Origin of the sequence: Novosphingobium sp. MBES04 (assembly GCF_000813185.1) — a bacterium.
Classification (GTDB): Bacteria; Pseudomonadota; Alphaproteobacteria; order Sphingomonadales; family Sphingomonadaceae; genus Novosphingobium; species Novosphingobium decolorationis.
The window spans coordinates 219,497-245,158 of record NZ_DF850488.1 but is presented as its reverse complement, the minus strand read 5'-3'; the positions used below and the strand labels follow the sequence as shown (position 1 = coordinate 245,158).

The following is a 25,662-nucleotide window of genomic DNA, read 5'->3' as shown; positions in this document are numbered from 1 at the left end:
CGCAGGTGATCGTCTCCCCCGCCTTTGCCGGCAAACGCTACGCGGTCCTCGGGCTTGCCCGTTCGGGGATGACGGCGGTGCGCTCGCTGCTGGCGAGTGGGGCACACGTGATGGCGTGGGACAGCCGCGACGAGCCGCGCCAGGCGCTGCTGCGGGACTGCGAGGCGGGCACCTGCGAGATCGCCGATCCCACCAGCGCGGACCTTTCCGGCTACGACGGGATCGTTGTCTCGCCGGGCGTGCCGCTCAACAGCCATCCGATTGCCGCAGCCGCAGCGCGGGCGGGTGTGCCGGTCATCGGTGACATCGAACTCTTCGCGCTCGCCCGCGCCAGCCTGCCGGAGCATCGGGTGGTGGGCATCACCGGCACCAATGGCAAGTCGACGACGACCGCGCTCGTGCGCCACCTCCTGGAAAAGGCCGGAGTACCGGCGCGCATGGGCGGCAACATTGGCCTGCCGATCCTGGGAACGGTGCCGCTCGAGCCCAACGCGAACGGTTCGGGTGTCTATGTGCTGGAGCTTTCCAGCTACCAGATCGACCTCACCCACAGCCTCGATTGCGACGTGGCGGCGCTCCTCAATGTGACGCCCGATCACCTCGATCGCTACGATGGCTTTGCCGCCTACGCCGCCTCCAAGGCGCGTCTCTTCGCAATGCAGGCGCCCGGCCACGCGGCGGTCTTCGGCAAGGGCGATGCGCAGACGCTGGGCGTGGCCCGGCGCGAGGAAGCCCGGCGCGAAGGCAAGGGCGTTGCCCGTGTCGACGGTGCCGACCTCGACGCGCTGCAGAAGGACTGGCCTTCGCTCCAGGGGCCGCACAACCTCCAGAATGCCGCGGTCGCTATCGCCATTGTCGAGGCGCTGGGGATCGCGCGCGCCGATTGGGAGCCGGGTCTTCGCGACTTTCGCGGGCTGCCGCACCGCATGGAATGCGTCGCGCGCGCCGATGGTGTCGATTACATCAACGACAGCAAGGCCACCAACCCGGCCTCGGCCGCGCCTGCCATTGCCGCCTTCCCGCCCGATCCTGCGCCGCGCATTCACTGGATCGTGGGCGGTCTGCCCAAGGGCGAGGACCTCGACGAGTGCAAGCCCTGGTTCGGGCACATCAAGGCGGCCTACACTATCGGCGATGCGGGCCCGCTCTTTGCCGAGATCCTGGAGCCCTATACCCCCATCGTGCGCAGCGAGATGATGGCGCAGGCGATCCGCCAGGCCATGGATGCCGCCGTTCCCGGCGATGTCGTCCTGCTCTCTCCTGCGTGTGCCAGCTTCGACCAGTTCCGCGACTATGAAGCGCGCGGCGAGGCCTTCCGCCAGATCGTCGAGGCGCTGCTCGCGCCCGAGGATGGGGACGCGAAGGACGGGGAGGGGCGCGGCCAGGGAGGAGCAGCGGGCTGATGGCAAGTATTGCACCCGAAGGCCCGCAGGGCTTCACCATTCCCATGTCCGGAGCGCACCGCGGCGCGGTGAGCGGGCATTTCGCGCCCGCTACGGGCCCGCTGCCTGGCGGCAAGGGCCCTGGAGCCCGTACCCGGCGCCAGAGGCTGGCCGTGTGGTGGCAGGAGATCGACCGCTTTGCCTTGTACATCGTCCTGATCCTGATGGGGATCGGCGCGGTAGCGGTGGCGGCGGGATCGCCCGCCTCGGCGCGGCGTCTGTCGACCTCGGCCGAGCGGCTCCCCGATCTCTACTTCTTCTTCCTCCACATGCGCTGGCAGTTTGTGGGTATCGGCGCGCTGCTCTGGGCCTCCAGCCTCGACAAGGACGCGGCCCGGCGCTTTGGTATCCTGATCGCCGGCATCATGTTTGCTGCGCTCTTCCTCGTGCCGGTGGTCGGCTCGGAAGTGAACGGGGCGAAGCGCTGGCTGCGTCTGGGCTTCTCGCTCCAGCCCAGCGAGTTCCTCAAGGTGGGCTGGCCGATCCTGCTGGCCTGGATCCTGTCCTGGCGCGCGCGCGACCCGCACATCCCCGTCGTGGGCATCTGCGCCGCGCTGATGGTGGTTCTGGGCGGCCTGCTCATGCTCCAGCCCGACTTCGGCTCGACCATGCTGTTTTCGGGCAGCTTTGCGGTGATGGTGCTGCTGTCGGGCTTCGACTGGCGCCGCCTGGCGGCGCTGGGCGGCGTGGGCGTGGTCGGGCTCGTCATCATGTATTTCACCTATGACAATGGCCGGAACCGCATCGACAACTTCCTCTTCGGGGGCACGGCCTACGACCAGGTGGATCTTGCCGAGCGCACGCTGCTGAACGGCGGGTGGACGGGCCAGGGGTTCTGGATGGGCGTGCGCAAAATGTCGCTGCCCGAGGCCCATACCGACTATATCTTCTCGGTCATCGGCGAGGAGTTCGGCCTGCTGGCCTGCATGGTCATCGTCGCGCTCTACATCGCCTTCCTGGTGCGCGTGCTGATGCGTACGATCGATGAGGAAGATCTCTTCTCGGTGCTGGCCGCGGCGGGCATTACCGCGCAGTTCGGCGGGCAGGCCTTCATCAACATCCTCGTCAACCTGCAGCTCTTTCCCTCCAAGGGCATGACGCTGCCGCTCATCAGCTATGGTGGTTCGTCCACCATTGCGCTGTGCCTGACGATGGGCCTTCTTCTTGCCATCACCCGGCGCAATCCCTTTATCCAGCGCGAGCGTTTTACCTTGCGCACCAATGGAGAGCTTTCATGAGCGGCCCCTCGCGGCACTACGTTCTTGCGGCCGGTGGTACCGGCGGCCACCTGATCCCGGCCTTTGCGCTGGCCGCCGAGCTTCACGCGCGCGGGCACCATGTCGCGCTGATTACCGACGAGCGCGGCGCGAAGATTCCCGGCAAGCCCGACTACCTGACGACCCACGTCCTCCCGCAGGGCCGCATCGCGGGCAAGAACCCGCTGAACTGGCTGAAGGGCGCGCGCGGCGTGCTCAAGGGACGGAGCATGGCCAAGCGCCTGTTCGAGAGCTTCCAGCCCAGTGCCGTGATCGGCTTTGGCGGCTATCCCTCGCTCCCCACCATGCTGGCGGCCAGCGCGATGAAGATCCCGACCGTCCTGCACGAGCAGAACGCGGTGCTGGGGCGGGTGAACCGCTATTTCGCCAAGCGCGTCAATGCCATCGCCACCCCGTGCGAGGATGTCGACTTCCTCGATGCGCGCCATGAGAACAAGGTTACCCTGGTCGGCAATCCTGTCCGCGAGCAGGTGCTGTCCCTGCGCGAGGAGCCGTTCCCCGATTTCTCGGAAGACAGCCTGTTTCGCATTCTCGTGACCGGCGGCAGTCAGGGCGCGCGGATCCTGAGCCAGGTCATCCCCGAGGCATTGGCGATGCTTCCGCCCACGCTGTGCTCGCGCCTCCAGGTGATCCAGCAGTGCCGCCCCGAGGACATCGACGGCGTGCGCCAGCGCTACGCGCATCACGGTATTCCGGCCGAGCTTGCGACCTATTTCGAGGACATGGCCGAGCGGCTTGCCGGCGCGCACCTGTTCATCGGGCGCTCGGGCGCCTCGACGATTGCCGAGCTGACCGCCGTGGGCCGTCCGGCGATCCTGATCCCGCTGCCTTATGCGATGGACGACCACCAGGTCGCCAACACGCGTGAGATCGTGGCGGCGGGCGGGGCGCGCGTCATTCGCCAGCCTGCGATCACGACCGAGGACCCGGACCTGCTGACGGGCGACAAGCGCAACGCGCTGCTGCGCGAGCAGGGCGCGATCTTCGACAAGATGGCCAAGGACATCTGCCTGCAGGTCCAGGCCATTGCCAAGAACCCGCAGACGCTCGCCAACGCGGCGCATGCCTCGTGGAACTGCGGCTATCCCAAGGCGGCAAAGGACCTTGCCGATCTTGTCGAAAGCTTCGGGGCTGCCCCGATCATGGACGTGCTGCGCGTCGTGCCCGAAGGCGGAGCCCCTGCGCGGGCTGGCGAGGCGCTCGCCCGCTCCGTTTCTGCGACCAACAAGGAATTTGCCCAGTGAAAGCCGTCGGCACCGATATCGGAACCATCCACTTCGTCGGCATCGGCGGCATCGGCATGTCGGGCATCGCCGAAGTCATGCACAACCTGGGCTACTCGGTGCAGGGCTCGGACATGGCCGAGAGCTATGTTGTCGAGCACCTGCGGTCGCGCGGGATCACGGTGAACATCGGCCAGCGGGCGGAGAACGTGAACGGGGCGGCGGTTGTCGTGACCTCGACCGCTGTCAAGCGCACCAACCCCGAAGTCGTCTATGCGCTGGAGAACCGCATTCCGGTCGTGCGCCGGGCCGAGATGCTGGCCGAGTTGATGCGCCTCAAATCGACCGTTGCGGTCGCGGGTACCCACGGCAAGACCACCACGACCTCGATGGTTGCCGCGCTCCTCGATGCAGGGGGGATCGATCCCACCGTCATCAACGGCGGCATCATCAACGCCTATGGGTCCAACGCGCGCCTGGGTGAGAGCGACTGGATGGTGGTGGAAGCCGACGAGAGCGACGGCTCGTTCCTGCGCCTTGACGGCACCATCGCGGTCGTCACCAACATCGATCCCGAGCACCTCGATCACTACGGCTCGTTCGACAAGGTGAAGGAAGCCTTTGTTGAGTTCATCGAGAACGTGCCGTTCTACGGCGCGGCGCTCCTGTGCATCGACCACCCCGAGGTCCAGGCGGTGATCCCCAAGGTGCGCGACCGCCGTGTCGTCACCTATGGTTTCAGTGCGCAGGCCGACATTCGCGGCGAGAACGTGACCCCGATCCCGGGCGGCAACCGCTTCGATGTGGCGCTGCGCCAGCGCGACGGCTCGTTCCAGCGCATCGAGGGTATCGAGCTTCCCATGCCCGGCCGCCACAACGTGCAGAACGCGCTCGCTGCGGTTGGCGTCTCGATCGAGATGGGCTGTCCGCACGACGTCATCCGCACCGGCTTTTCCAAGTTCGGCGGGGTCAAGCGCCGCTTCACCAAGGTCGGCGAAATCGCCGTGGGTGATGGCACGGTTTCGGTCATCGACGACTACGGCCACCATCCGGTCGAGATCCGCGCCGTGCTGGCGGCCGCGCGCGAGGGTGTGAAGGGCCGCGTCATCGCGGTTGCCCAGCCGCACCGCTACACGCGCCTGCGCGACCACATGGACGAGTTCGAAAGCTGCTTCAACGATGCCGATGTGGTTTACATCACGCCGGTCTATGCCGCGGGCGAAGAGCCGATCGAGGGCGTGGACAGCGCGCACCTGGTCAAGGGCCTGAAGTCGCGCGGGCACCGCTCGGCACAGGAAATTGCAGGCGCCGATGCGCTTGCAGAGAGGCTGGCCGAGATGATCCTGCCGGGCGACATGATCGTGTGCCTGGGGGCAGGCGACATCACCAAGTGGGCCGCCGGGCTCGCTGCCGCGATCACGGAAAAGCGCAAGGCATGAGCGATCTCGCGGCCTCCCTTCCGCCCGTCCGGGGCAAGCTGACGGCGAACGCGCCGCTGGCCCCGCTCGTCTGGTTCAAGGCGGGTGGATGCGCGCAGTGGCTGTTCGAGCCCAAGGACACCGAGGACCTGCAGGCGTTCCTCAAAGACCTTGATCCTACGGTTCCGGTCATGGCCCTGGGACTGGGCTCCAACATGATCGTGCGCGACGGCGGCGTTGCCGGCGTGGTGATCCGTCTGGGCAAGCCCTTTGCCAAAGTGACTGCGGGCGAGGATCTCACGCTGGAATGCGGGGGCGGGGCGAGCGGTATCCTGGTTTCTTCCACCGCGCGCGACGCGGGGATTGCGGGAACCGAGTTCCTGCGCTCGATCCCGGGCACGGTGGGCGGCTTCGTGCGCATGAACGGCGGCGCCTATGGCGGCGAGGTCAAGGACATCCTGGTGGCGTGTGACGTGGTCCTGCGCGACGGATCGCTGCGCACGCTGGCCAACGCGGATCTGGGGTACACCTACCGCCATTCCGAACTCCCTGCAGGCGCGGTGGTTGTCGCCGCGCGCTTCCAGGGGCGTGCGGGCGATCCCGCCGAGATTCAGGCCGAGATGGACCGCATTTCGGCGAGCCGCGAAGCCTCGCAGCCGCTGCGCTCCAAGACCGGGGGGTCCACCTTCAAGAACCCGCAAGGGACTTCGGCGTGGAAGTTGGTCGACGAGGCCGGATGCCGGGGGCTCCAGCTGGGCGGGGCGCAGGTTTCGGAAAAACACACCAACTTTCTTCTCAACACCGGCGACGCCACCGCCAGCGACATCGAGGCGCTGGGCGAGGAAGTGCGCCGCCGGGTCAAGGAAGCCTCGGGCGTCACGCTCGAGTGGGAAATTCAACGAGTAGGATCGCATAAGTGACACTCCCCAAGCTCCACGTCGCCGTCCTGATGGGTGGCTGGTCGAACGAACGTCCCGTTTCGCTGATGAGCGGTGAAGGCGTGGCCAAGGCGCTTGAGAGCAAGGGCCACAAGGTCACGCGCATCGACATGGACCGTGAGGTCGCGCAGCGCCTGGCCGAGGCGAAGCCCGATGTTGTCTTCAACGCGCTGCACGGCGCGCCGGGCGAGGACGGTACGGTGCAGGGCATGATGGACCTGATGGGCCTCACCTACACGCATTCAGGGCTCGCGACTTCGGTCATCGCGATCGACAAGGAACTGACCAAGCAGGCGCTCGTCCCGCATGGCGTGCCCATGCCCGGCGGCCGCGTGGTCGAGACCGAGACGCTGTTCACGAAGGACCCGCTGCCCCGTCCTTACGTGCTCAAGCCCGTCAACGAAGGCTCGTCGGTGGGCGTCGCCATTGTCACGGAGGAGGGCAATTACGGGAACCCGATCAGCCGAGAGGCCAAGGGCCCCTGGCAGGAATTCGCGACGCTCCTGGCCGAGCCCTACATTCGCGGACGCGAGCTGACGACGGCGGTGATCGGTGAGCGCGCGCTGCTCGTCACCGAACTCAAGCCCAAGTCCGGTTTCTACGACTTCGATTCCAAGTACACCGACGGCATGACCGAGCATGTCTGCCCTGCCGACGTCCCCGCCGAGATCACCGAGGCGTGCAAGGCGCTGGCCTTGCGGGCGCACCAACTCCTGGGGTGCAAGGGCACCAGCCGTTCGGACTTTCGCTGGGATGACACGCAAGGGGTGGAGGGGCTGTTCCTGCTGGAGACCAACACCCAGCCCGGCATGACCCCGCTCAGTCTGGTTCCCGAACAGGCTAAGGCCTGCGGGATCGAGTACCCCGACCTTGTCGAGGCGATCATTACCGAGGCGCTGGCCGATGTGAAACCGCACAAGGCCACTTCGCCATGAGCCAGACGATCAAGCGCAAGGGCAAGACCGCCCGCAAGGCCGCAGCCGCGCAGGGCAATCGCGCCAAGGTGCGCAGCGCCAAGGCCACCGGCGGCAGCGCGCTCGACATGGCGATGGGCTGGCTGCCCTTCACCGAAGCGCAGCTCCAGCGCCTGTTCGTGCTGGCGATTCTTGCCGCCGTGGCCGCGCTGGCCTGGCTCATCGCCTCGGCGGCCGGGGTGCCCGGTATGGCCGAAGCGCGCTTCGCGCAGATCTCCAAGCAGGCCGGTTTCGAGGTCAAGCACATCGAACTGCGCGGCGTGAAGAACATCAACGAGCTCAAGATCTACGAGCGCGCGCTCGCGCAGAAGTACCGCGCGATGCCGCTGGTCGATCTGGAGCAGTTGCGCAGAGAACTGCTTGAACTGCCCTGGGTCGAGGACGCGCGTGTGTCGCGCCAGCTGCCTACCACGCTGGTCATCGACATCGTCGAGCGCTCTCCGCGTGCGGTGCTGCGCAAGGCCGATACCTATGCGCTGATCGACGAGACCGGGCACGAACTCGAAGTGATCGACCGTTCGGCGGCCAAGGGCAAGCTCATCGTCTCGGGCGAGGGGGCAGGGCAGGAGATCATCCAGCTCTCGCACCTCCTGGAGGCCGCTCCCGCGCTCAAGCCCCGCGTGCGCGAGGCGCAGTGGGTCGGCAATCGGCGCTGGAACCTCGTGTTCGAGACAGGCCAGGTCCTGGCGCTTCCCGAAGGCGTCAAGGAATCGGCCGGGGCGCTTGTCACCTTCGCGCGTCTGGACGGCACCAACCGCCTGATCGGGGGCAGGGCCATCGCCATCGACATGCGCGCGCCCGATCGGGTCTATTTGCGGGTGCCCGAGGGCGAGGTTCAGGAGATTCCGACCACGGGCGGCGCGGTTGCGCTCGCCTCGGGCGGGAACGGGCAGTGAGGCTCCGCGCGGCGCATGGGCGCGCGGCAACAGGGGAAGGGCACGCCTGATGGCGGCGACACGCATCAGCAAGGTTTTCGGGGCGGTCAACATCGGCTCGTTCCGCATTTCCGCAATCATTGCGGGCATCTCCGAGAGCGGTGAGCTTGTCGTGCTCGGTTCGGGCCATCGCGCCAGCCAGGGCATCAAGCGCGGCTTCGTGACCGACATGGCGGCCGCGACCTACGCGGTGCGCGACGCCATCGAGCGCGCCGAGCGCATGGCGGATGTCTCGGTCCAGAAGGTGTGGATCGGCTGTTCCGGGGCGGGGCTTGCCAGCCGTCTCCAGCCTTTCGATGCCGAGATCGGCGGACGCCGGATCGAGCAGGAGGACATCGACCAGCTGCTCGTCGCCGCGCGCGATGCGATCCAGCCCGATGGTCGCATGGTGCTTCACGCCCAGCCCGCGCAGTACCGGCTCGACGGCGCGCACGGCGTGGGCGATCCGTGCGGACTCCACGCCGAGCGGCTTGGTGTCGATATCCATGTCATGCTGGCGGACGGGGCCCCGATCCGCAACCTGACCGAAGCGGTGCAATCCGCCCACCTCGAGGTTGAGGCGGTGGTAGGCTCGCCGATTGCGGCCGGGCAGGCCTGTCTCTCGCCCGAGGAGAGGGATCTGGGTGTCGCGCTTGTCGAATTCGGCGCGGAGGTGACGAATGTTTCGCTCTATGCAGGCGGCATGCTGCGCGACATGATCTCGATTCCCATCGGCTCCGCCGATATCACCGACGCGATTGCTTCGGCGTTCGGTATCCGTCGCTACCAGGCCGAGCGGCTGAAGTGCGTGAACGGTTCGGCCATCGCCTCGCCCCACGACCATCGCGAGATGATCCCGGTGAACGCGCCCGGCGAAGAGGGGACCGGGCCCATTGCGCGCCACGCCGATGACAAGAACCGCATTCCGCGCGCCGAACTGATCGGTGTCATCACCGGGCAGCTTGGCATGCTGATGGAAGAAGTCAGCAAGGCTCTGAAAGTCATGCAGTTCTCCAGCCAGCGCGGCAAACAGGTGGTCTTCACCGGCGGCGGCGCGGAACTGGTGGGGCTGGCCGATTACGCGCAGGCGGCGCTCGGCCGTCCGGTCCGCATCGGACGCGTGCCGCACCTTCCCGGGCTTGCCGAAGCGCACCTCAAGCCCGGCTTCTCGACGCTGACGGGGCTGGTTCTCTACGCCGCCAACGACCCGGTCGACATCCGCAGTTTTGCCCGTCCTTCGAACAGAACCGTGAAATTGGGCTGGAACACAATGTTTTCCCGGATCTTTCAAGCGGTTCGAGAGTATTTCTGAACGCGCCTGCCGCGCGTTCGGTTCCCGGCCCGAATAGAGGCTGTGGACAGGACGTGCCAGAGGCGCGACAACGTGGCAGAAACCGCCGGTATCGGGCGTTTTTGCCTGTGGACAACACAAGGCCATCCTTTGCTTCGCCAAGTCGAAGCGTGCAATCAGGATGGTCGAGAAATATCTGACGCGCATGTGTCTGGCAGGAGTCACTAATGAGCATTAACATCGGACTGCCGACGATCGACGAACTTCGCCCGCGTATCGTCGTCATCGGCGTAGGCGGGGCGGGCGGCAACGCCATCGCCAACATGATTGAGGCGCAGGTCGAAGGGGTCGATTTCGTCGTCGCCAACACCGATGCGCAGGCTCTCAACAACTCGATCGCGGAAACCCGCATCCAGCTCGGCCACGAGATCACGCAGGGCCTGGGCGCCGGTGCGCGTCCCGAGGTCGGCCGCGCCGCTGCCGAGGAATCGATCGAGGAAATCGGACGCATCCTCGAAGGCGTGCACATGGTCTTCATTGCGGCCGGCATGGGCGGCGGCACCGGCACCGGTGCGGCCCCGATCATCGCGCAGGCCGCACGTGAACGCGGCATTCTGACGGTCGGCGTCGTCTGCAAGCCGTTCCTGTTCGAAGGCACGCGCCGCATGCGCGCGGCCGAGGCGGGCATCGAGGAGCTGCAGAAGAACGTCGACACGCTCATCGTCATTCCCAACCAGAACCTGTTCCTCATCGCCAAGGCGGAGACCACCTTCAAGGAGGCGTTCCAGCTTGCGGACGAGGTTCTGCAGCAGGGCGTGCGCTCGATCACCGACCTGATGATCATGCCCGGCCTCATCAACCTCGACTTCGCCGACGTGCGCTCGGTCATGGGTGAGATGGGCAAGGCGATGATGGGCACCGGTGAGGGCGAGGGCCCCAACCGTGCGCTCGAGGCGGCCGAACACGCCATCGCCAACCCGCTGCTGGATGGTGTTTCGATGCAGGGCGCCAAGGGCGTCATCATCTCGATCATCGGCGGCGAGGACATGAAGCTTCTCGAAGTCGACGAAGCGGCGAACCATATCCGCGAACTCGTCGATGCGGATGCGAACATCATCTGGGGTTCGGCCTTCAATCCCGAGCTTGACGGCAAGATCCGGGTTTCGGTCGTCGCGACCGGCATCGAACAGACGGCCGAACAGGCCGACGCACCGGCGCGCCCGATGGCGATTGGCGGCGGGCGCGGTCCTGTCCGTCCGGCCGTGCAGGCGCCTGCGTCCAGCGCACCGGCACCGGCGGCACCTGCTCCGGCTCCGGCGCCCGAGCCTGCCCCGCTCGATCTCTCCACCCCGGCTCCCGAAGCCGAGAGCGAGAAGACCCCGGAGGCGGCCAGTGGCTCCAGGCCTTATGTGCCCGAACCGTTCTCGCCGTCTGCGGAACTGGAGCTTGGCGCGACCGAAGAGCTTGAGGACGAAGGTCAGGACGACACCGACGAGAGCAACTACGCCAGCATTTCGGGCTCGCGCAGCTTTGCTCCGCGCAGTCCGCAGCAGACCCCGCCGACCCGCCAGGACGAGCTGTTCGGCGGTGAGAACAAGGCCGCGGCGCCCGCACCGAGCCCGGCACCCGCTCCGGCCCCGCAGCGCCCTGTTGGCGGCGGTGGCAGCACCCTGTTCGAGCGCATGACCAGCCTTTCGCGGCCCAAGCCCGCCGCGCCCTCGCGCGAGGGCGGTGAGGGTGAGGACGATAGCGGATCGCTCAGCATCCCGCGTTTCCTCAACCGCCAGAACAACCAGTAAGGCCAAGCCATTGGGGCACCCGAAGCAGGGGAACTGCTCCGGGCTGCCTCTAGCCAGGCTTCACAGTAGGAAGGGCCACGGATGCGCGCAGCAGCGCATCTGTGGCCCTTCGTCCATCCGGTGGGCGGTATACCGCTTGGCGGGATGGGGCGGGCCGTGGGGGCGCTGCGGCCAGAGCGCTTGGCCTTCGGGCTCTGTGAGGATATGGTGTATCCCAGATAACAGATGGTCCGAGGTCGCCGTGGCTGCGCGGACCCCATGATACGAGATGCAAGGTCCCAGATGATCCGGCCCAAGGCCCCGAGCGTACTTCGCGCTGCCCTGCGCGCGTCCATTCCCGCTTCCCGTCCGACGTTTCCTGCGCTTCGCTATGCGCTGGGTTGCGCCCTGCTGGCCGGAGTATCCGGCCTGGCGGTGCAACCCGCCATGGCCAGCGAAGTGGTCCAGGCGCTTCCCGATCCCAACACGGCGCGGCTCGGTGATGCGCTGACCCGTCTGGCGCGCGACCAGAACGATCTGGAGGCGTTGCTGGACGCGGGCAACGCGGCGCGCGAACTGGGTGATTTCGATGCGGCCAAGGGCTTCTTCGAGCGGGCGCAGGACGTGGCGCCGCGCGATGGCCGGATCGCGGAAGGCCTGGCCCGCACCACGCTTCGTGCAGGTGATCCGGTCGGGGCGATCACGTATTTCGAGGATGCGCGCAAGGCCGGGCGGCCCGTTGCGGCCCTGGCAAGCGATCAGGCACTTGCCTACGACATGGTGGGGGATACGGTCGCCGCACAGGCGCTCTATCGCCGCGTTCTCTCGGGAGGCGCGCTTACGTCGGATGAGGAAAACCTGGTGCGCAGGCGGCTTGCGGTCAGCCAGGCTATCGGCGGTGATCTCGAGGGTTCCGAAGACACGCTGATGCCGCTCCTGCGGGCGCAGGATAAGCCCGGTTGGCGCACGCGCGCCTTCACGCTGGCGATTGCCGGCGACACCAAGGAGGCGGTGCAACTGGCCGAGCGCATCCTGCCTGCGCCGCTTGCCGAGGATGTCGCGCCCTATCTTCGTTACATGCCGCGCCTGACCGCCGCCCAGCAGGCGGCCGCCGCCAATCTGGGGCGCTTCCCCAGAGCATCGGAGATCGGTCGCGACAGCGCGCGGATCGCGGCCTACGAACCCGCTCAGCCCAGCGTGCCTGCCGCTACGGCGAGCTCGGGCGCGCCTGTCGCCAGTACGGCGAAGTCTGCACGCTCGGCCGAGGCGCAGGCGGCGAGCCGCCCTGCACGCCGTTCACGACGCTCGCTGCGTCTGGGCGAGCGTAATGTGGACGAGGCAGTGCCGGGGGAAAGCGCGCGTCGTCCCGCTCGTCAGCCAGAGGCGGAAGTCGAGGCTGAACGTGTAGCGCCGCCCGAGCCCAAGCCGGGCATTGAAGTGGTCCCGGGCGATGGAGGCCCTGTGCTGGGTGCCAATGGCGAACTTCCGCCGGTTTCGGCATCGGCCTCGGCTGCCGCGCGTGACCGGATTGCGCGCGCCGCGCCAACCCCGACGCCGCTTGCGTCGGCGAGCGCCGTGGCGGCCTCGGGCTCTGCCGCTGTCACTACTGCCACTGCCACTGCTGCACTGCCCGCCGCGACACCCGCTGTCGCAACGACGGCACCTCCTGTCTCGGGCGGCGCGATTCCCACGCGCTCGACCGTGCCCGGATTCGATCTGGCTCGGGCAAGCCAGGCGCGGGTAACCCAGGCCGAAGCGCCCCCCGCGCGTAGCGGTGAAGGGCCTTCAGAGGCAGCCGAAGAGGCTGTCGCGCAGATGTCGCTGAGCGAAGCTTTCGCGGACCTTGGCAAGCCGCGTTCGCCCGATACGCCTGTCGCGGGCGCGGTCGATATTCGCAAGGTGACGCCGGCGCGTCCGGCACCGCCGCCGCCGCCTCCGCCGCCCAAGCCCAAGAAACCCGCGCATCCAAGCCGGATCTGGGTGCAGATCGGCGTCGGGCGCGACACCGATGCAATTGCCTTCGACTGGCGGCGCTACACGCGTCGCAACCCCGCGCTGTTCAAGGGGCAGGAAGCGCATGTCACCGACATGGGGCGCACCCATCGCATCCTCGTCGGGCCCTTTGCCACGCGCAAGGCGGCTGACGGCTTCGTCGATGATTTCGCCGAGGCAGGCAACGGCCAGGCGCTGGTCTGGACCAGCCCGGCGGGCCAGGTCGTCGACGCGCTTGACGCCGGGGGCTAGATTTTCCAAGGGAGCACAGCGCACTAGCGCCGCCCTTGGAACGGGGCGGGAACAGCTGTCCCGGGATCGGACACGCGGCGCGCTTATCCACATCCTGTAAACAGACTTGTCGGGTTTTGCCCCGGTGATGGAGGCCGCTCCATTGTGCTGACAGGGGCAGGCAAAGCATCCCTCTAATCGAACACGCGGATAGGGGGCTGCTTAGCCAATATGAGAATTGTGCGCGACACTATCGGACACGACGACGACGCCGCTCCCGTGGAGATGCTGGCGTCGCTCTTCGAGGCGCGCGACTGGCCTATCGCCCATGCCAGCGAGGACGAGATCTCGGCCGAGCTGAAGGGCGCCTGGACGACCTACCAGTTCCAGGCGATCTGGCGGCGTGAGGACCATGTCCTGCAGCTCCTGTGCCTGCCTGAGCTGCGCATTCCCGAGGAGAAGCGCGCCTACGTCTACGAGGCGCTGGCGCTGATCAACGAGCAGCTGTGGGTTGGCCACTTCGATCTGTGGTCGAACGGATCGGTCGTGCTCTACCGCCACGGGCTGATGCTGGGGCAGGACGGCCTCCTGGGGCCGGGCCAGGCGCAGATGGTGGTCGAGGCTGCGATTGAGGAATGTGACCGCTTCTACCCGGTCTTCCAGTTCATCCTGTGGGGCGACAAGACGCCGCAGGAGGCGCTTGTCGCTGCGCTTGTGGAGGCGCACGGCGAAGCCTGATCCGGTCCATTCCGGAGTAAACGGGAAGGGCACGGGGCTCCTTCCCGCCCTGCCGGCGGGCCACCAGCGCGGGGCACCGGCCTTGCCCCATCCGGTTCCCGTCCCTAAGTCGAAGCCCGATTTCGACTGACAGCAGACAACGGGAAACGCACCATGGCGAACTTTGAATCCATCCTCATCTACGGCTGCGGCAACATGGCCGGGGCCATGCTGGACGGGTGGCTCGCCGGTGGCATTCCGGCCTCCAACTTCACGGTCTACAACCGTACGCCCAAGCCCGTGCCCGAAGGTGTCGAGCAGGTGAACGAGGTCCCGACGGGGCGCGATTTCGACGCCGTGATGATCGGCGTGAAGCCGCAGGTTCTGCCCACTGTCCTGGACACGATGGAGCCGCTGGTCGGGCCGGGCACGACTGTCTTCTCGATCCTCGCAGGTAACGAACTGGCAAGCCTTGCCGCGCAGTTCCCGCGCGCCCACGCGGTTCTTCGCATCATGCCCAACCTTGCCTGTGCGCTTGGAAAGTCGCCGATCGCGCTGGGTTCGAGCGGTCTCGACGAGGATGAGAAGGGCAAGATCACCAAGCTCATGGAGCCGCTGGGCACGCCGGAATGGCTCGAGGACGAAGAGCAGTTCCACGCCGTCACCGCGCTTGCGGGCAGCGGTCCGGCCTATGTCTACCGTTTCATCGATGCGCTCGCCAAGGGCGCGGCCGAGTTGGGCGTGGAGCCCGGGACGGCGCAGCGTCTCGCGACCGCGATGGTCGAGGGCGCCGCTTCGCTGGCGAGCGCATCCCCGCTGTCGGCGGGCGAGCTTGCGGACAAGGTGGCGAGCCCGGGCGGCACGACGCGCGCGGGCATGAACGTGCTCGACGAGGACGGTGCGGTGAACGCACTGATGCTGGCCACGCTTACCGCTGCGCGCAACCGCAGCGCCGAGATGGCGCAGGAAGCGCGGGGCAAGGACTGAGCCCGGCACGGCGCTTCTGTGCCCACGACACATTTCGTTACACGAAAGCGGCGCCGGTTTTCCTTGAAAAGGGCGCCGTGAAGGCAGATATTGGCAAGGTATCGGGAGGCGGCATCATGCGCGCTTCCCCCAAGGGAGTTTAACATGGCAAATTGGAACGACCCCCAGCCCCGTCAGGGCTTCGGTGCGTCTCCGATTGATGGACGCACCGCTGGCCGCGCCACCTACGATGCGGGCCTGCGCAAGTACATGCTGTCGATCTACAACTACATGGCCTCGGGCGTGCTGCTGACGGGCATCGTGGCGATGCTCTTCGCTTCGTCGGGTCTGGCCTACTCGGTTCTGACCACGCCACTGCGCTGGGTGGTCATGCTTGCCCCCTTCGGCTTCGTCCTTGCGATGAACTTCGGCCTCAACAAGATGAAGACCTCGACGCTGCAGATCCTCTACTGGGGCTTTGCCGTGGTCATGGGTCTTTCGCTCTCGTCGGTCTTCCTCGTCTACACCGGGGAATCGATCGCAACGACCTTCTTCGCGACGGCTGCTGGATTCGCAGGTCTGAGCCTGTTCGGCTACACCACCAAGAAGGACCTTTCGGGCTTCGGTCGTTTCCTGATCATGGGCCTGGTCGGCATTCTCGTGGCGATGCTCATCAACCTGTTCGTGCAGTCGAGCGCGCTCCACATGGCGATCTCGATCCTGGGCGTGCTGATCTTCGCGGGCCTGACCGCCTACGACACGCAGAAGCTCAAGATGCAGTACCAGTACCTGCAGGGCACCGAGTTCCTGGGCAAGGCCGTGATCATGGGCGCTCTGACGCTCTACCTCGACTTCATCAACATGTTCCTCTTCCTCCTCAACTTCCTTGGTCAGCGCGACTGAGGACACGGGAAGAGCCTCCTTTACCGCGCAAAAGCGGTAAAGCGTGGAAACAATGCGATGCCCCGGTGCGAAACCTCGCGCCGGGCATTTTCTTTGTTGGACAGAGCGCGTAACATGGTTGGTAACGAGGTAACTTCTTTCTTGAGGGTGGGTACGAAGGTGAAGAGCACGCTTTCCGGGCTTCGGCGGATGCTGAGTGGCGCAAGCCTGATGGGGCTCGCAGCCCTGGCCGCCTGTGGCCCCAAGGAGCACGTCGTGACCGCGCCGCCGCCGCCGCCGGTCGTGGTCATTCCGCCCAAGCCCACGCCGCCCAACGGCGCGCAGCTGACCATGAACATTCCGCCGGTGAACGAGCAGGGCGAACGTCACACCGTGAACTACGGCATCTCCACGCCGCAGGCGGTGTGGAACCTGCGCTCGGCCTACAATGTGGCCGCGCTCAATTGCATCGAGCCCAAGTACGCGCCGATCCTTGAAGGCTACAAGCGCTTCCTCACGCTCTATGATGCCTCGCTCGACAAGGCGAGCGCGGCGATCGACCGCAGCTTCCGCCAGGGCCATACCCGCCGCGATGCGATCAAGGCGCGCGAAAGCTACCAGACACAGGTCTACAACTACTTCTCGCTTCCCCCTGTCGATACCGGCTTCTGCGAGGCCGCGATGGGCGTGACGCAGGATCTGGAAACGGTCGATCCCAGCCAGTTCGAGACCTGGTCCTTCATCGGGCTGGCGAAGATGGAAAAGCCCTTCAAGGAATTCTTCGACGCCTTCGAGCAGTACCGCGCCGATCTAGCGGCCTGGGAATCGGCCTATGGTGGCGGCCTTGTTACCGTGCGTCCCAGCTTTGAACAGCAGACGGCCCGCGCTCAGGAAACTTACGAGCAGTAAGAGGGCGGTGACTGCCGGGCTGAATAGCCCGGCGGGCGGCTGCACCCGGCCCCCTTTGTCAAAAAGGGGGCTTTTCAAGCGTCCCAAGCTTCGCTAAGGGGGCGCTCCTGCCACGGTAAAGCTCGGGGCAGGGCGATACTGGAACGGGGCCGTAGCTCAGATGGGAGAGCGCGTCGTTCGCAATGACGAGGTCAGGGGTTCGATCCCCCTCGGCTCCACCAGTACCACACGCCAGATCACGATCCGGTACAAACTGGATTGCCGCCCGGTCGCCATGGCCGGGTTTTTTGTTTATGGGCATAGGGCGCACCGTGGCGCGCGACGTGCCCCTTTTTGGAACCGTTGGGACCCCTAGCCCATGCATTTTCTCGACCAGGCCAAGATCTACATCCGCTCGGGCGCCGGTGGCCCCGGAGCGGTCTCGTTCCGCCGCGAGAAGTACATCCAGTACGGCGGCCCCGACGGCGGCAACGGCGGCAAGGGCGGTGACGTCGTGTTCGAGGCCGTGGCCGGCCTCAACACCCTCATCGACTTTCGCTACACGCAGCACTTCAAGGCGAAGCGCGGCGGGCATGGCATGGGCAAGAACCGCAATGGCGCGGCGGCCGACGACCTGGTCATCAAGGTGCCCGTAGGCACGCAGGTGATCTCGGACGAGGACGGCGAAACCGTGCTGCTCGATCTCGTCGAGGCGGGCCAGCGCGAGGTCCTGATCGAAGGCGGCATGGGCGGTCGTGGCAACGCCAGCTACAAGACCAGCACCAACCGCGCCCCGCGCCAGCACCAGCCGGGCATCCCCTACGAGGAGATGTGGGTCTGGCTGCGCCTTAAGCTGCTTGCAGACGTGGGTCTCGTCGGCCTGCCCAACGCAGGCAAGTCGACCTTCATCAACAAGCTCTCGAACGCCAAGGCCAAGGTCGGGGCCTACGCCTTCACCACCTGCGTCCGCAGCTGGGCGTGGTCTACCACAAGGGCCGCGAGTTCGTGCTGGCCGACATCCCGGGCCTGATCGCGGGCGCTTCGGATGGGGCGGGGATCGGCGACCGGTTCCTCGGGCACATCGAGCGTTGCCGCGTGCTGCTCCACCTCATCGACATCTCGGTCGACGATCCGGTCGAGGCGATGAAGGTCGTCGAGCAGGAACTGGAAGCCTACGCGGGCGAACTGGCGAACAAGCCACGCCTTGTCGCGCTCAACAAGGTCGATCTGGTCGATGACGAACTCGCCGCCGAATACGCGCGCGAACTGCTCAAGGCCGGTGCGCACGAGGTCTTTCCGATCTCGGGTGTGACCGGACAGGGCCTTCCCGCGCTGCTCGATGCGGCGATCGAGCATCTGCCCGCCGCGACGGTCACCGAGCGTCCCGAAGGCGAGCAGGAAGAGGCGAACGAGACGCCCTGGTCGCCGATCTGATTCGGCGCTTCAGCCAGGCGGAGCGCGAGCCGGTGTCGGCGCCGGCTCTGCCACTATCATGGAATGACGCGAAGAGCGCGCAGGAGGCGAGGTGCCCCCTGCGCGCTCTTCGTTTGAGCCGGAGAGGGCCGCATTTGCGGCCCTTGGAGCCCGGCAGGTGATTCGCCATTCGCGCACAGGATCCGCGTCAGAACGGCCGGGGCGGATCTTGTGCAGGTGCGAAAAGAGGGATGTGAGAGGGAACATCCCAGATGTGCCCGCGTTGAAAATTGCTCACAGCACGAAAAGGGGACTTTCGTGCGGCTTCCACGTGCCGAAACGCCGGTACGCTGCGCCGGTTCGTTGGGTCCACCTTTGCACTCTTGCGCAATTCTTCTAGAAGCCGAGCTTATGCCTATTACCAAACTTTCCGACCTCGCCGATCCTGAACTCAATCCCTGTCTCGTCATCAAGGTGGGTTCGTCCCTTCTTGTCGACGACGACGGGGTCCGTACGGTCTGGCTCAACGGCCTCGTCGGTGAAATTTCCGAAGCGCGTCGGCGCGGGCAGAATGTCATTGTCGTGTCCTCCGGCTCGGTGGCTCTGGGCGCGCGTACGCTCGGTTTCGACAAGGGTGGGCGCGGCTCGCTTGCAGATGCGCAGGCTTCGGCCGCCGTCGGCCAGATCGCGCTCTCGGGCATGTGGGCCCAGCTCCTGGGCAACCACGGCCTGACCGCCGCGCAGATGCTGGTCACGCTGATGGATCTTGAAGATCGCCGCCGTTACCTCAACATCACCGCGACCATCGAACGCCTGCTCGATGCCGGTGTGGTCCCCGTCATCAACGAGAACGATTCGATCACCACGCAGGAGCTGCGCTTTGGCGACAACGACCGTCTGGCCGCGCGCGTTGCGCAGGCCGCGGGCGCCAGCTCGGTCCTGCTGATGTCGGACATCGACGGCCTCTATGATCGCCACCCCAAGGAGCCGGGCGCGACCCGTCTCGAAGTGGTCAAGGGCATCACGCCTGAAATCAAGGCGATGGCGTCCACCGAATCGAATTCGGGAATGGGCTCGGGCGGCATGGTTTCCAAGCTCCAGGCTGTCGAGATCGCCGCGATTGCGGGCGCCTGCGTCGTCATCGGCAACGGCTTCCACGAACGTCCGGTCGAGCGGGTCATGGGCTCGCGCGACGAGGCGGGCGTGGGCACGCTGTTCCTGCCGCGCCGCCGCCGCGGGGCGAGCAAGCCGGGCGCGCGCAAGGTGTGGCTGGGCGGACGCCTGCGCACCAAGGGCAAGATCATCATCGATGACGGCGCGATGAAGGCGCTGATCCACGAGGGCGCGAGCCTGCTTGCCAAGGGCGTGATCGATGTCGACGGGCGTTTCCGCCGGGGCGATCCGGTCTCCATCGTCAATTCGGAAGGGGTCGTTGTCGCCAATGGCCTGTCCGAGTACGACGCCAAGGAGATCCACGCGATTCGGCGCCTGCACTCGAATGAACAGCAGACGGTCCTGGGCTACGCGCCGCGTTCCTCCGTCGTTCATCGCGACCTCATGTCGATCAAGTATGTGCCGACCGTCGCCTGATTTTCAGGCGCGGGACAAGGCTGAAGGACCACACACCGCATGCACAGCGAGAGCCCCATCGTCGCGCTTACCGGCGCGACGGGTTTTGTTGGCCACAGTGTTCTCACAGAAGCGCTCGCCCAGGGCTATCGCGTCCGCGCGCTCACACGGCGCGAACAGGAGCCTCGCGAGGGGGTGACCTGGGTGCCGGGCGATCTCTCGGACACCGCCGCGCTCTCGGAATTGACGCGCGGGGCCGAGGCGACGATCCACGTGGCGGGCGTGACCAACGCGCCCGATGCGGCGGGGTTCGAGGCGGGCAACGTCGCAGGTACGCTCAACCTCATCGAGACGGTGGTGGCCAAGGGCATCCCGCGTTTCATCTTCGTCTCCTCGCTTTCGGCGCGCGAACCGGGCCTTTCGGCTTACGGCGCCTCGAAGGCGCGTGCGGAAAAGCTCCTCAAGGCGAGCCCGCTCGACTGGACCATCGTGCGCCCGCCAGCGATCTTCGGGCCGCGCGACAAGGAAATGATGGAGCTCTTCCGGGCGGCGCGCTGGGGCCTGGTCCCGGTTCCGGCGCAGGGGCGCGCCTCGATGATCCATGTCGAGGACCTCGCGCGCCTGCTGGTCGCTCTGATCCTGCCCGGCGATGCGGTCCACCGCATGACTTTCGAGCCCGACGACGGCAAGCCCGAGGGCTGGGAGCACACCGAGATGGCGCTGGCTATCGGCCAGGCCATGGGGCGCCGTCCCAAGGTGATTGGCCTGTCGCAAAAAGCGCTCGAACGGGTCGCCAGCCTCGACAACTTCGTGCGCGGCACCAAGGCCAAGATGACCAAGGACCGTGCGGCCTATTTCGCGCATCCCGACTGGGTCGTTTCGCCCGGTGCGCGGCCGCCCGAGGCGCTGTGGCGGCCTCGGATCGAGACCCGCGAGGGTCTTCGTTCGACAGCCGAGTGGTACCGCGCCAACAAGTGGCTGTAGGCGGCGTGGACAAATTGGCTTGGCATAGCTGCGGGGTGGGGTAGCATGTGAGGATGCGCTTCCGATCCATTATCGCTTTGGTCCCGATCCTTGCTGGTTGCGCCACACCTCGCGCGACCGATAGCACTCAGTCAGCCCCGGCGCTGCCGACCGCTGAAGAAGTGGGCCGATATGTCTCGTTGCACTGGCGCGACGTGAGCAAGACCTTCGCCCACTTCGCAAACCGCCCTGGACAAACGGCCGAGTTGATAGAGACATCAGAGGTTTCCTGCGGTTACACCTACACGACGCCAGAATGCTCGTATCAGGTTACTGGACGTTTCGGAGACGAGCCGAATGTTCAGCACCGTTTGTTTTCGCAGTTTGAGCGGGACGATGCCGGTAACTTAGTCGAAGTGATCGTTATGTGGCACGAGCGACGCCGATGATTGAAATTTTCCCGTGGTGGCGTTGACGGGACAACACAGAATTGATTCAAGCCTGCTTTTTGGAGGCAGGCTTGAACAGGGGCGATCTCACCGAAGCGGAATGGCGCGTGTTGAAGGGCTTGTTGCCCATCGAGCCTGAGAACCGCGGTCGAGGCAGGCGGCCCGAGCAGAACCGCTCGATAATCAACGGCATCCTCTGGCGGCTACGCTGCGGAGCGCCATGGCGCGATGTCCCGCCCAAGTATGGCAGTTGGAACACCATCTATCGCCGGTTCCGGCGGTGGAGTGAGGTCGGGGTCTGGGAGGCTGTTGCCGTAACGTTGGCCGAGATCATGGCCGACAGCGGCCACTACAGCATCGACAGCACCACAGTCCGCGCCCACGTTTCGGCAGCGGGCGGAAAAGGGGGAATCATCGACGCGCTCTTGGCCGCTCGCGGGGCGGGTTCACCAGTAAACTTCACTGTCTGGCTGATGCCCTTGGACGGCCAGTCACCTTCCATCTGACGGGCGGTGAGGCTGCAGATTGCAAGGCGTATGATGATTTGATCGACCTGCCTGAGCAGGCACCCGATGCATTCCTTGCCGATAAAGGCTACGATGCCGATGCCATCCGCGCCGATCTTGCCGAACGAAAGATCAAGGCCGTCATCCCCGGCCGGTCAAGCCGCCGTGTGAAGATCGAGTATGATCGAGCGCTCTACAAACAGCGCAATCGGATCGAGCGCATGTTCGGCCACCTCAAGATCAACCGTGCCATCGCCACCCGATACGACCAGCTTGCCAACAGCTTCCTTGGCATGGTCCATCTCGCCACCGCCAGATACTGGCTCAAATTTGTCCACGTCGCCTAAGCTTCGGGTCACCCTTCCCGGAGGGTGTACTCAAAATTCTATGCGCGCAGTGTCATAAACAGGTACTGGCCCCCAATGGCGACGACGGCTAAGCGCAAGGCCATGCAGAGTCTCGTCAAACGCCTTAATCTCGATCCCTACATGCTCGCGCTCGTCAGCATGGTGGTGCTCGCCAGCTTCTTTCCCGCGCAGGCCATCTGGGCGCAGATTGCCGACAGGGCAACCGACGTTGCCATTGCACTCCTGTTCTTCCTCCACGGGGCCAAGCTCTCGCGTGAGGCGGTGATTGCGGGGGCCAAGGCGTGGAAGCTGCATCTGGCCACCATGGCGATCACCTTCGTCCTCTTCCCGATCCTGGGCCTGGGCCTGCGGGCTATTCCCGGGCTGGATGCGAACCTGGGGACGGGCTTGCTGTTCCTCACGCTGCTGCCCTCGACGGTGCAGTCCTCGATTGCCTTTACCGCGATTGCGGGAGGCAACGTGGCGGCGGCCGTGTGCGGGGCTTCGTTCTCGAACCTTGCCGGCATCTTCGTGACGCCGCTCCTCACCGCGCTGTTCATTACCGGCCAGAGCCAGGGCATCTCGGCCGATCCTGTCATTGCCATCGCCTCGCAACTGCTCTTGCCGTTCGTGGCGGGCCATCTGCTGCGGCCGGTGATCGGGGGCTTCGTGACCCGCCACAAGAAGATGGTGGGCTACGTCGACCGTGGTTCGATCCTGCTGGTCGTCTACACCGCCTTTGGTGCTGCCGTACTTGATGGCCTGTGGCAGACAGTGACGCTGGGCGAACTTGCGCTCATCGTCGTCATTGCGCTCGCTCTCCTGGCGGTGGTGATGACGGCCACGAACCTTCTGGGCCGGGCGATGGGCTTTGCGCGCGAGGATCGCATCGTCATGCTGTTCTGCGGCTCCAAGAAAAGCCTGGCGAGCGGTGTGCCACTGGCAGGTGTGCTGTTCCCGGCGGCGCAGGTGGGCGTGGTGATTCTGCCCGTCATGTTCTTCCACCAGATCCAGTTGATGGTCTGCGCGGTGCTCGCGCGGCGCTATGCCGCCGAGACGGCCGAGCTGGAAGCCAAGGGCGAGGCAGCCTCGGCCTGAGAGAGCGTAAAGGTCGGTCGATAACCTTCAGGAGTATCTGGACGAGGCGCGGCGCCCATGCCTAACGGCGCGCCATGAGTATCATCGCAACCGTCATGAATTCGACCACCGGCCTCGCCATCCAGAAGATGAAGTTCGAGCGCATGCCCAAGCCCTGGGTGACCTTCCACCTCGAGAACGGTGAGCAGGTCACCGCCGACCGCGTTCACGTCGGCAAGCCCGCGCCGGGCAAGTTCATCACTCCGGTCGAGGTCTGGGTCACGCCCAAGGGCTGAACAGCAAGGTACTTAGCAAGGATTGATCCGAGGGCCATTGCCCTCGGGTCCTCCGAACAGTTCAGGTCATCTCCGCCGGGGCAATGCCGGGCGAGAGGGGTGAGGGGGCCATTGCAGGTGGGACAAGGGGCGGCGGCCCCTTGGGAAGCCGCTTTCGAACTAGATTTCTGGTCCAGGCGCGATAACCCCGCGGCACTCGCCAAAGCCGATGCTCCGGCGTCCTTCGGCCATGAAGCGGCCTTTCAGGACGACTTCGTCGCCATCCTCCAGGAACGTGCGCGTCTCCTCGCGCGGCAGTTGCAACGGCTGCGCACCGCCGCGGGTGATCTCCAGGAGCGAGCCCTTGCTGCCGGGCTCGGGGCCGGAGAGCGTACCGGTCCCCAGCAGATCTCCGCTTTCGAGCGCGCAGCCGTTCACGGTATGGTGCGCGACCATCTGGCCCAGCGTCCAGTACATCGCGCACGCCTGGGTGTGGCTGAGCACCTGCGGCTCTTCGCCGCGCGCGCGCATCGCGGCGCTGGAGAGCGTGACTTCGAGATCGAGCGCAAGCGCGCCCTTGTCCTGATCCTTGGCATCCTGAAGATAGGGCAGAACGCCGGGGTCTGCCTCGGCGCGAGGAGGCTGGGCGATCCGGAAGGGGGCCAGCGCTTCTGTGGTCACGATCCAGGGCGAGACGGTGGTGTGGAAGCTCTTGGAGAGGAACGGGCCGAGGGGCTGGTACTCCCAAGCCTGGATATCGCGCGCGGACCAGTCGTTGAGCAATGTCAGGCCGCCCATGTGCTCCCAGGCCTGGGCGAGGGGGATGGGCTGGCCTTGCGTGTTGCCCGGACCGATCCAGAGGCCCAGTTCCAGTTCGAAGTCGAGACGCTGGGTCGGGCCGAAGCGGGGGAGATCCCCGTCGGCCCCTCGCGTCTGGCCATTGGGGCGGATCACGGGGGAGCCGCTGGGCCGGATCGTGGAGGCTCGGCCGTGATAGCCGATGGGAATGTGCTTGTAGTTGGGCAGCAGGGGCTGCTCGGGCCGGAACAGCGCGCCGACTTCGGCCGCGTGATGAATGCCGACATAGAAGTCCGAATAGTCGCCGACGCGGGCCGGAAGGTGCATCTCGGCGCGGTGTGCAGGAACAAGGAGGGGCGTCACGTCAGGCTGTTTCGGGGAGCCTTGGCCAGCAGCGCGCTGACCGCACGGCGCAGCGCCCGGCGCGGGCCTGTCCCCAGCGCCAGGAGGGGATTGAGCGTTGGGCCCGAGGCGGCCTTGGCGGCGGCCAGCGCCTCGCCTTCCAGGAGGCCGCTGTGCGCAAGCGCGGCCAGGTCGAGGATCATCGCGCCAATGGCAATGCCCCCGCGCGGCACCTGCCCGTCCACTGAAAAGACCCCGAGGGGAAGGTTCTGGATCGGGAAATCGGGGTGCGTGTCGGCACCTTCCACCCACGAACCAAGGTCGGGGGCGTGGGTCTCGTCGATGGTCGCTATGGGGGTGGGCATGGGGTCCTCTCGCCTCGTCTTTTGCCAGGTAGCCTAACGCGGGAGGGGGAAATGCAAAACCGTGATCGCGCGCGGGCTCAGGACGGCTCGGCCTCGTGCGAGGCGGGCGGGGCCAGTTCGATGGGGTCGGAGAGGCGGATCCCATCGAGGAGTTCGGCCGTGGCGTCGCGAACCTGCAGCATGAGCGCGCGCGTGCGGCATTCGGCTTCGGGCACGCAGTTCTTGCATGTCTCGTGGGCGTTGCGACTGGCACAGGGCACCAGCGCGACCGATCCGCGCACGAGCCGGACCAGGTCGCCGTAGCTGATCTCCTGCGGAGCAAGGGCCAGCCAGTACCCGCCATCCTTGCCGCGCTGCGAATCGATGAGCCCGGCACGCGACAACTCGGAGAGGATGACGGTCAGGAACTTGGCCGGGATGTTCTGGCTCTCGGCGATTTCGGTGAGCTGGATCGGGCCCTGTCCATGCCGGTCGGCCAGATGCTGCATGGCGCGGATAGCGTACCGGGTCTTCTGCGCAAGCATGGGGAACGCGACTCCGCGAAGCAGGAGGAAAGTGAGAGTCCTCCTTGGGGCGCAATGGCTTGCAGCGTCAAGTCGGGCAAGGCGAAGAGGGGGCAGGTGCCGT

General features: G+C 66.1%; 19 protein-coding genes, 1 tRNA gene and 3 pseudogenes. 21 read left to right on the top strand and 2 right to left on the bottom strand.

The annotated features are described in order from the left end of the window. Window positions 1–5: 5 nt before the first annotated feature. The 21 genes and pseudogenes from murD to MBENS4_RS00925 all read left to right on the top strand — a co-directional run bounded on the left by murD (window position 6) and on the right by MBENS4_RS00925 (window position 23,551). Entirely contained in the window at window positions 6–1,403 is a 1,398-nt protein-coding gene (gene murD, locus MBENS4_RS01030; protein ID WP_052321918.1) for a UDP-N-acetylmuramoyl-L-alanine--D-glutamate ligase, read from the top strand. After that, the gene (locus MBENS4_RS01025) at window positions 1,403–2,680 is read left to right on the top strand and encodes an FtsW/RodA/SpoVE family cell cycle protein (protein ID WP_242404730.1); all 1,278 of its coding nucleotides are present in this window, start codon (window positions 1,403–1,405) and stop codon (window positions 2,678–2,680) included. Before murD ends, MBENS4_RS01025 begins: the two co-directional genes overlap by 1 nt. Beyond that, window positions 2,677–3,963 (top strand): undecaprenyldiphospho-muramoylpentapeptide beta-N-acetylglucosaminyltransferase, encoded by a 1,287-nt coding sequence (gene murG / locus MBENS4_RS01020; protein ID WP_039388132.1) that lies wholly within the window; start codon window positions 2,677–2,679, stop codon window positions 3,961–3,963. Before MBENS4_RS01025 ends, murG begins: the two co-directional genes overlap by 4 nt. After that, complete coding sequence (murC, locus tag MBENS4_RS01015; RefSeq protein WP_039388130.1) at window positions 3,960–5,381, top strand: UDP-N-acetylmuramate--L-alanine ligase; 1,422 nt, start codon at window positions 3,960–3,962, stop codon at window positions 5,379–5,381. Before murG ends, murC begins: the two co-directional genes overlap by 4 nt. Further along, complete coding sequence (gene murB, locus MBENS4_RS01010; RefSeq protein ID WP_039388129.1) at window positions 5,378–6,280, top strand: UDP-N-acetylmuramate dehydrogenase; 903 nt, start codon at window positions 5,378–5,380, stop codon at window positions 6,278–6,280. Before murC ends, murB begins: the two co-directional genes overlap by 4 nt. Beyond that, complete coding sequence (locus MBENS4_RS01005) at window positions 6,277–7,233, top strand: D-alanine--D-alanine ligase (protein WP_039388127.1); 957 nt, start codon at window positions 6,277–6,279, stop codon at window positions 7,231–7,233. Before murB ends, MBENS4_RS01005 begins: the two co-directional genes overlap by 4 nt. Next, window positions 7,230–8,168 carry a cell division protein FtsQ/DivIB gene (locus MBENS4_RS01000; RefSeq protein WP_039388125.1) on the top strand — a complete coding sequence of 313 codons (939 nt, stop codon included), beginning with the start codon at window positions 7,230–7,232 and terminating at the stop codon, window positions 8,166–8,168. Before MBENS4_RS01005 ends, MBENS4_RS01000 begins: the two co-directional genes overlap by 4 nt. 49 nt (window positions 8,169–8,217) lie before the next feature. Then, entirely contained in the window at window positions 8,218–9,498 is a 1,281-nt protein-coding gene (gene ftsA, locus MBENS4_RS00995; RefSeq protein WP_039388124.1) for a cell division protein FtsA, read from the top strand. A gap of 206 nt (window positions 9,499–9,704) precedes the next feature. Beyond that, window positions 9,705–11,276: a cell division protein FtsZ gene (gene ftsZ, locus MBENS4_RS00990; protein ID WP_039388123.1), complete on the top strand. Its 1,572-nt coding sequence runs from the start codon at window positions 9,705–9,707 to the stop codon at window positions 11,274–11,276. A gap of 282 nt (window positions 11,277–11,558) precedes the next feature. Beyond that, the gene (locus tag MBENS4_RS00985; protein WP_084591906.1) at window positions 11,559–13,499 is read left to right on the top strand and encodes a tetratricopeptide repeat protein; all 1,941 of its coding nucleotides are present in this window, start codon (window positions 11,559–11,561) and stop codon (window positions 13,497–13,499) included. Window positions 13,500–13,709: 210 nt separating this feature from the next. Then, complete coding sequence (locus MBENS4_RS00980; RefSeq protein ID WP_039388121.1) at window positions 13,710–14,216, top strand: type III secretion system chaperone family protein; 507 nt, start codon at window positions 13,710–13,712, stop codon at window positions 14,214–14,216. 153 nt (window positions 14,217–14,369) lie between these two features. Further along, the gene (gene proC, locus MBENS4_RS00975; RefSeq protein ID WP_039388119.1) at window positions 14,370–15,182 is read left to right on the top strand and encodes a pyrroline-5-carboxylate reductase; all 813 of its coding nucleotides are present in this window, start codon (window positions 14,370–14,372) and stop codon (window positions 15,180–15,182) included. 144 nt (window positions 15,183–15,326) lie between these two features. Beyond that, on the top strand, window positions 15,327–16,064 hold the full coding sequence (locus tag MBENS4_RS00970) for a Bax inhibitor-1/YccA family protein (protein WP_039388118.1): 738 nt from the start codon (window positions 15,327–15,329) through the stop codon (window positions 16,062–16,064). 189 nt (window positions 16,065–16,253) lie between these two features. Beyond that, on the top strand, window positions 16,254–16,952 hold the full coding sequence (locus MBENS4_RS00965) for a hypothetical protein (RefSeq protein ID WP_039388116.1): 699 nt from the start codon (window positions 16,254–16,256) through the stop codon (window positions 16,950–16,952). 145 nt (window positions 16,953–17,097) lie between these two features. After that, window positions 17,098–17,173: transfer RNA gene (locus MBENS4_RS00960), tRNA-Ala, on the top strand. A 137-nt stretch (window positions 17,174–17,310) separates the two neighbouring features. After that, window positions 17,311–18,365 (top strand): annotated as a pseudogene (gene obgE / locus MBENS4_RS00955) (GTPase ObgE). Window positions 18,366–18,755: 390 nt separating this feature from the next. Then, complete coding sequence (gene proB, locus MBENS4_RS00950; protein ID WP_039388115.1) at window positions 18,756–19,934, top strand: glutamate 5-kinase; 1,179 nt, start codon at window positions 18,756–18,758, stop codon at window positions 19,932–19,934. A gap of 39 nt (window positions 19,935–19,973) precedes the next feature. Further along, window positions 19,974–20,897, top strand: a complete 924-nt coding sequence (locus MBENS4_RS00945; protein ID WP_039388114.1) for an NAD-dependent epimerase/dehydratase family protein — start codon at window positions 19,974–19,976, stop codon at window positions 20,895–20,897. Between the two features lie 535 nt (window positions 20,898–21,432). Then, window positions 21,433–22,178: pseudogene (locus MBENS4_RS24510) on the top strand (IS5 family transposase). Window positions 22,179–22,280: 102 nt separating this feature from the next. After that, window positions 22,281–23,276, top strand: a complete 996-nt coding sequence (locus tag MBENS4_RS00930) for a bile acid:sodium symporter family protein (RefSeq protein WP_039391489.1) — start codon at window positions 22,281–22,283, stop codon at window positions 23,274–23,276. Between the two features lie 74 nt (window positions 23,277–23,350). Further along, window positions 23,351–23,551: a hypothetical protein gene (locus tag MBENS4_RS00925; protein ID WP_199904325.1), complete on the top strand. Its 201-nt coding sequence runs from the start codon at window positions 23,351–23,353 to the stop codon at window positions 23,549–23,551. A gap of 159 nt (window positions 23,552–23,710) precedes the next feature. Here the strand turns inward: MBENS4_RS00925 and fahA are convergent. Together fahA and MBENS4_RS00915 are read right to left on the bottom strand one after the other, a co-directional pair. Further along, window positions 23,711–25,035 (bottom strand): annotated as a pseudogene (gene fahA, locus MBENS4_RS00920) (fumarylacetoacetase). Window positions 25,036–25,112: 77 nt separating this feature from the next. Then, a complete protein-coding gene (locus tag MBENS4_RS00915; RefSeq protein WP_039388113.1) occupies window positions 25,113–25,559 on the bottom strand; it encodes an RrF2 family transcriptional regulator in 447 nt (148 codons plus the stop codon). Window positions 25,560–25,662 lie beyond the last annotated feature (103 nt).

What these genes read in the sequence shown, in the direction of transcription:
- proB (WP_039388115.1), top strand. Translation starts at nt 18,756, where the DNA reads ATGCCTATTACCAAACTTTCCGACCTCGCCGATCCTGAACTCAATCCC.
- MBENS4_RS00930 (WP_039391489.1), top strand. Translation starts at nt 22,281, where the DNA reads ATGCAGAGTCTCGTCAAACGCCTTAATCTCGATCCCTACATGCTCGCG.
- MBENS4_RS00980 (WP_039388121.1), top strand. Translation starts at nt 13,710, where the DNA reads ATGAGAATTGTGCGCGACACTATCGGACACGACGACGACGCCGCTCCC.
- MBENS4_RS00945 (WP_039388114.1), top strand. Translation starts at nt 19,974, where the DNA reads ATGCACAGCGAGAGCCCCATCGTCGCGCTTACCGGCGCGACGGGTTTT.
- MBENS4_RS00985 (WP_084591906.1), top strand. Translation starts at nt 11,559, where the DNA reads ATGATCCGGCCCAAGGCCCCGAGCGTACTTCGCGCTGCCCTGCGCGCG.
- MBENS4_RS01000 (WP_039388125.1), top strand. Translation starts at nt 7,230, where the DNA reads ATGAGCCAGACGATCAAGCGCAAGGGCAAGACCGCCCGCAAGGCCGCA.
- MBENS4_RS00925 (WP_199904325.1), top strand. Translation starts at nt 23,351, where the DNA reads ATGAGTATCATCGCAACCGTCATGAATTCGACCACCGGCCTCGCCATC.
- MBENS4_RS00915 (WP_039388113.1), bottom strand. Translation starts at nt 25,559, where the DNA reads ATGCTTGCGCAGAAGACCCGGTACGCTATCCGCGCCATGCAGCATCTG.
- ftsZ (WP_039388123.1), top strand. Translation starts at nt 9,705, where the DNA reads ATGAGCATTAACATCGGACTGCCGACGATCGACGAACTTCGCCCGCGT.
- proC (WP_039388119.1), top strand. Translation starts at nt 14,370, where the DNA reads ATGGCGAACTTTGAATCCATCCTCATCTACGGCTGCGGCAACATGGCC.
- MBENS4_RS00965 (WP_039388116.1), top strand. Translation starts at nt 16,254, where the DNA reads ATGCTGAGTGGCGCAAGCCTGATGGGGCTCGCAGCCCTGGCCGCCTGT.
- MBENS4_RS00970 (WP_039388118.1), top strand. Translation starts at nt 15,327, where the DNA reads ATGGCAAATTGGAACGACCCCCAGCCCCGTCAGGGCTTCGGTGCGTCT.
- murB (WP_039388129.1), top strand. Translation starts at nt 5,378, where the DNA reads ATGAGCGATCTCGCGGCCTCCCTTCCGCCCGTCCGGGGCAAGCTGACG.
- ftsA (WP_039388124.1), top strand. Translation starts at nt 8,218, where the DNA reads ATGGCGGCGACACGCATCAGCAAGGTTTTCGGGGCGGTCAACATCGGC.
- murG (WP_039388132.1), top strand. Translation starts at nt 2,677, where the DNA reads ATGAGCGGCCCCTCGCGGCACTACGTTCTTGCGGCCGGTGGTACCGGC.
- MBENS4_RS01025 (WP_242404730.1), top strand. Translation starts at nt 1,403, where the DNA reads ATGGCAAGTATTGCACCCGAAGGCCCGCAGGGCTTCACCATTCCCATG.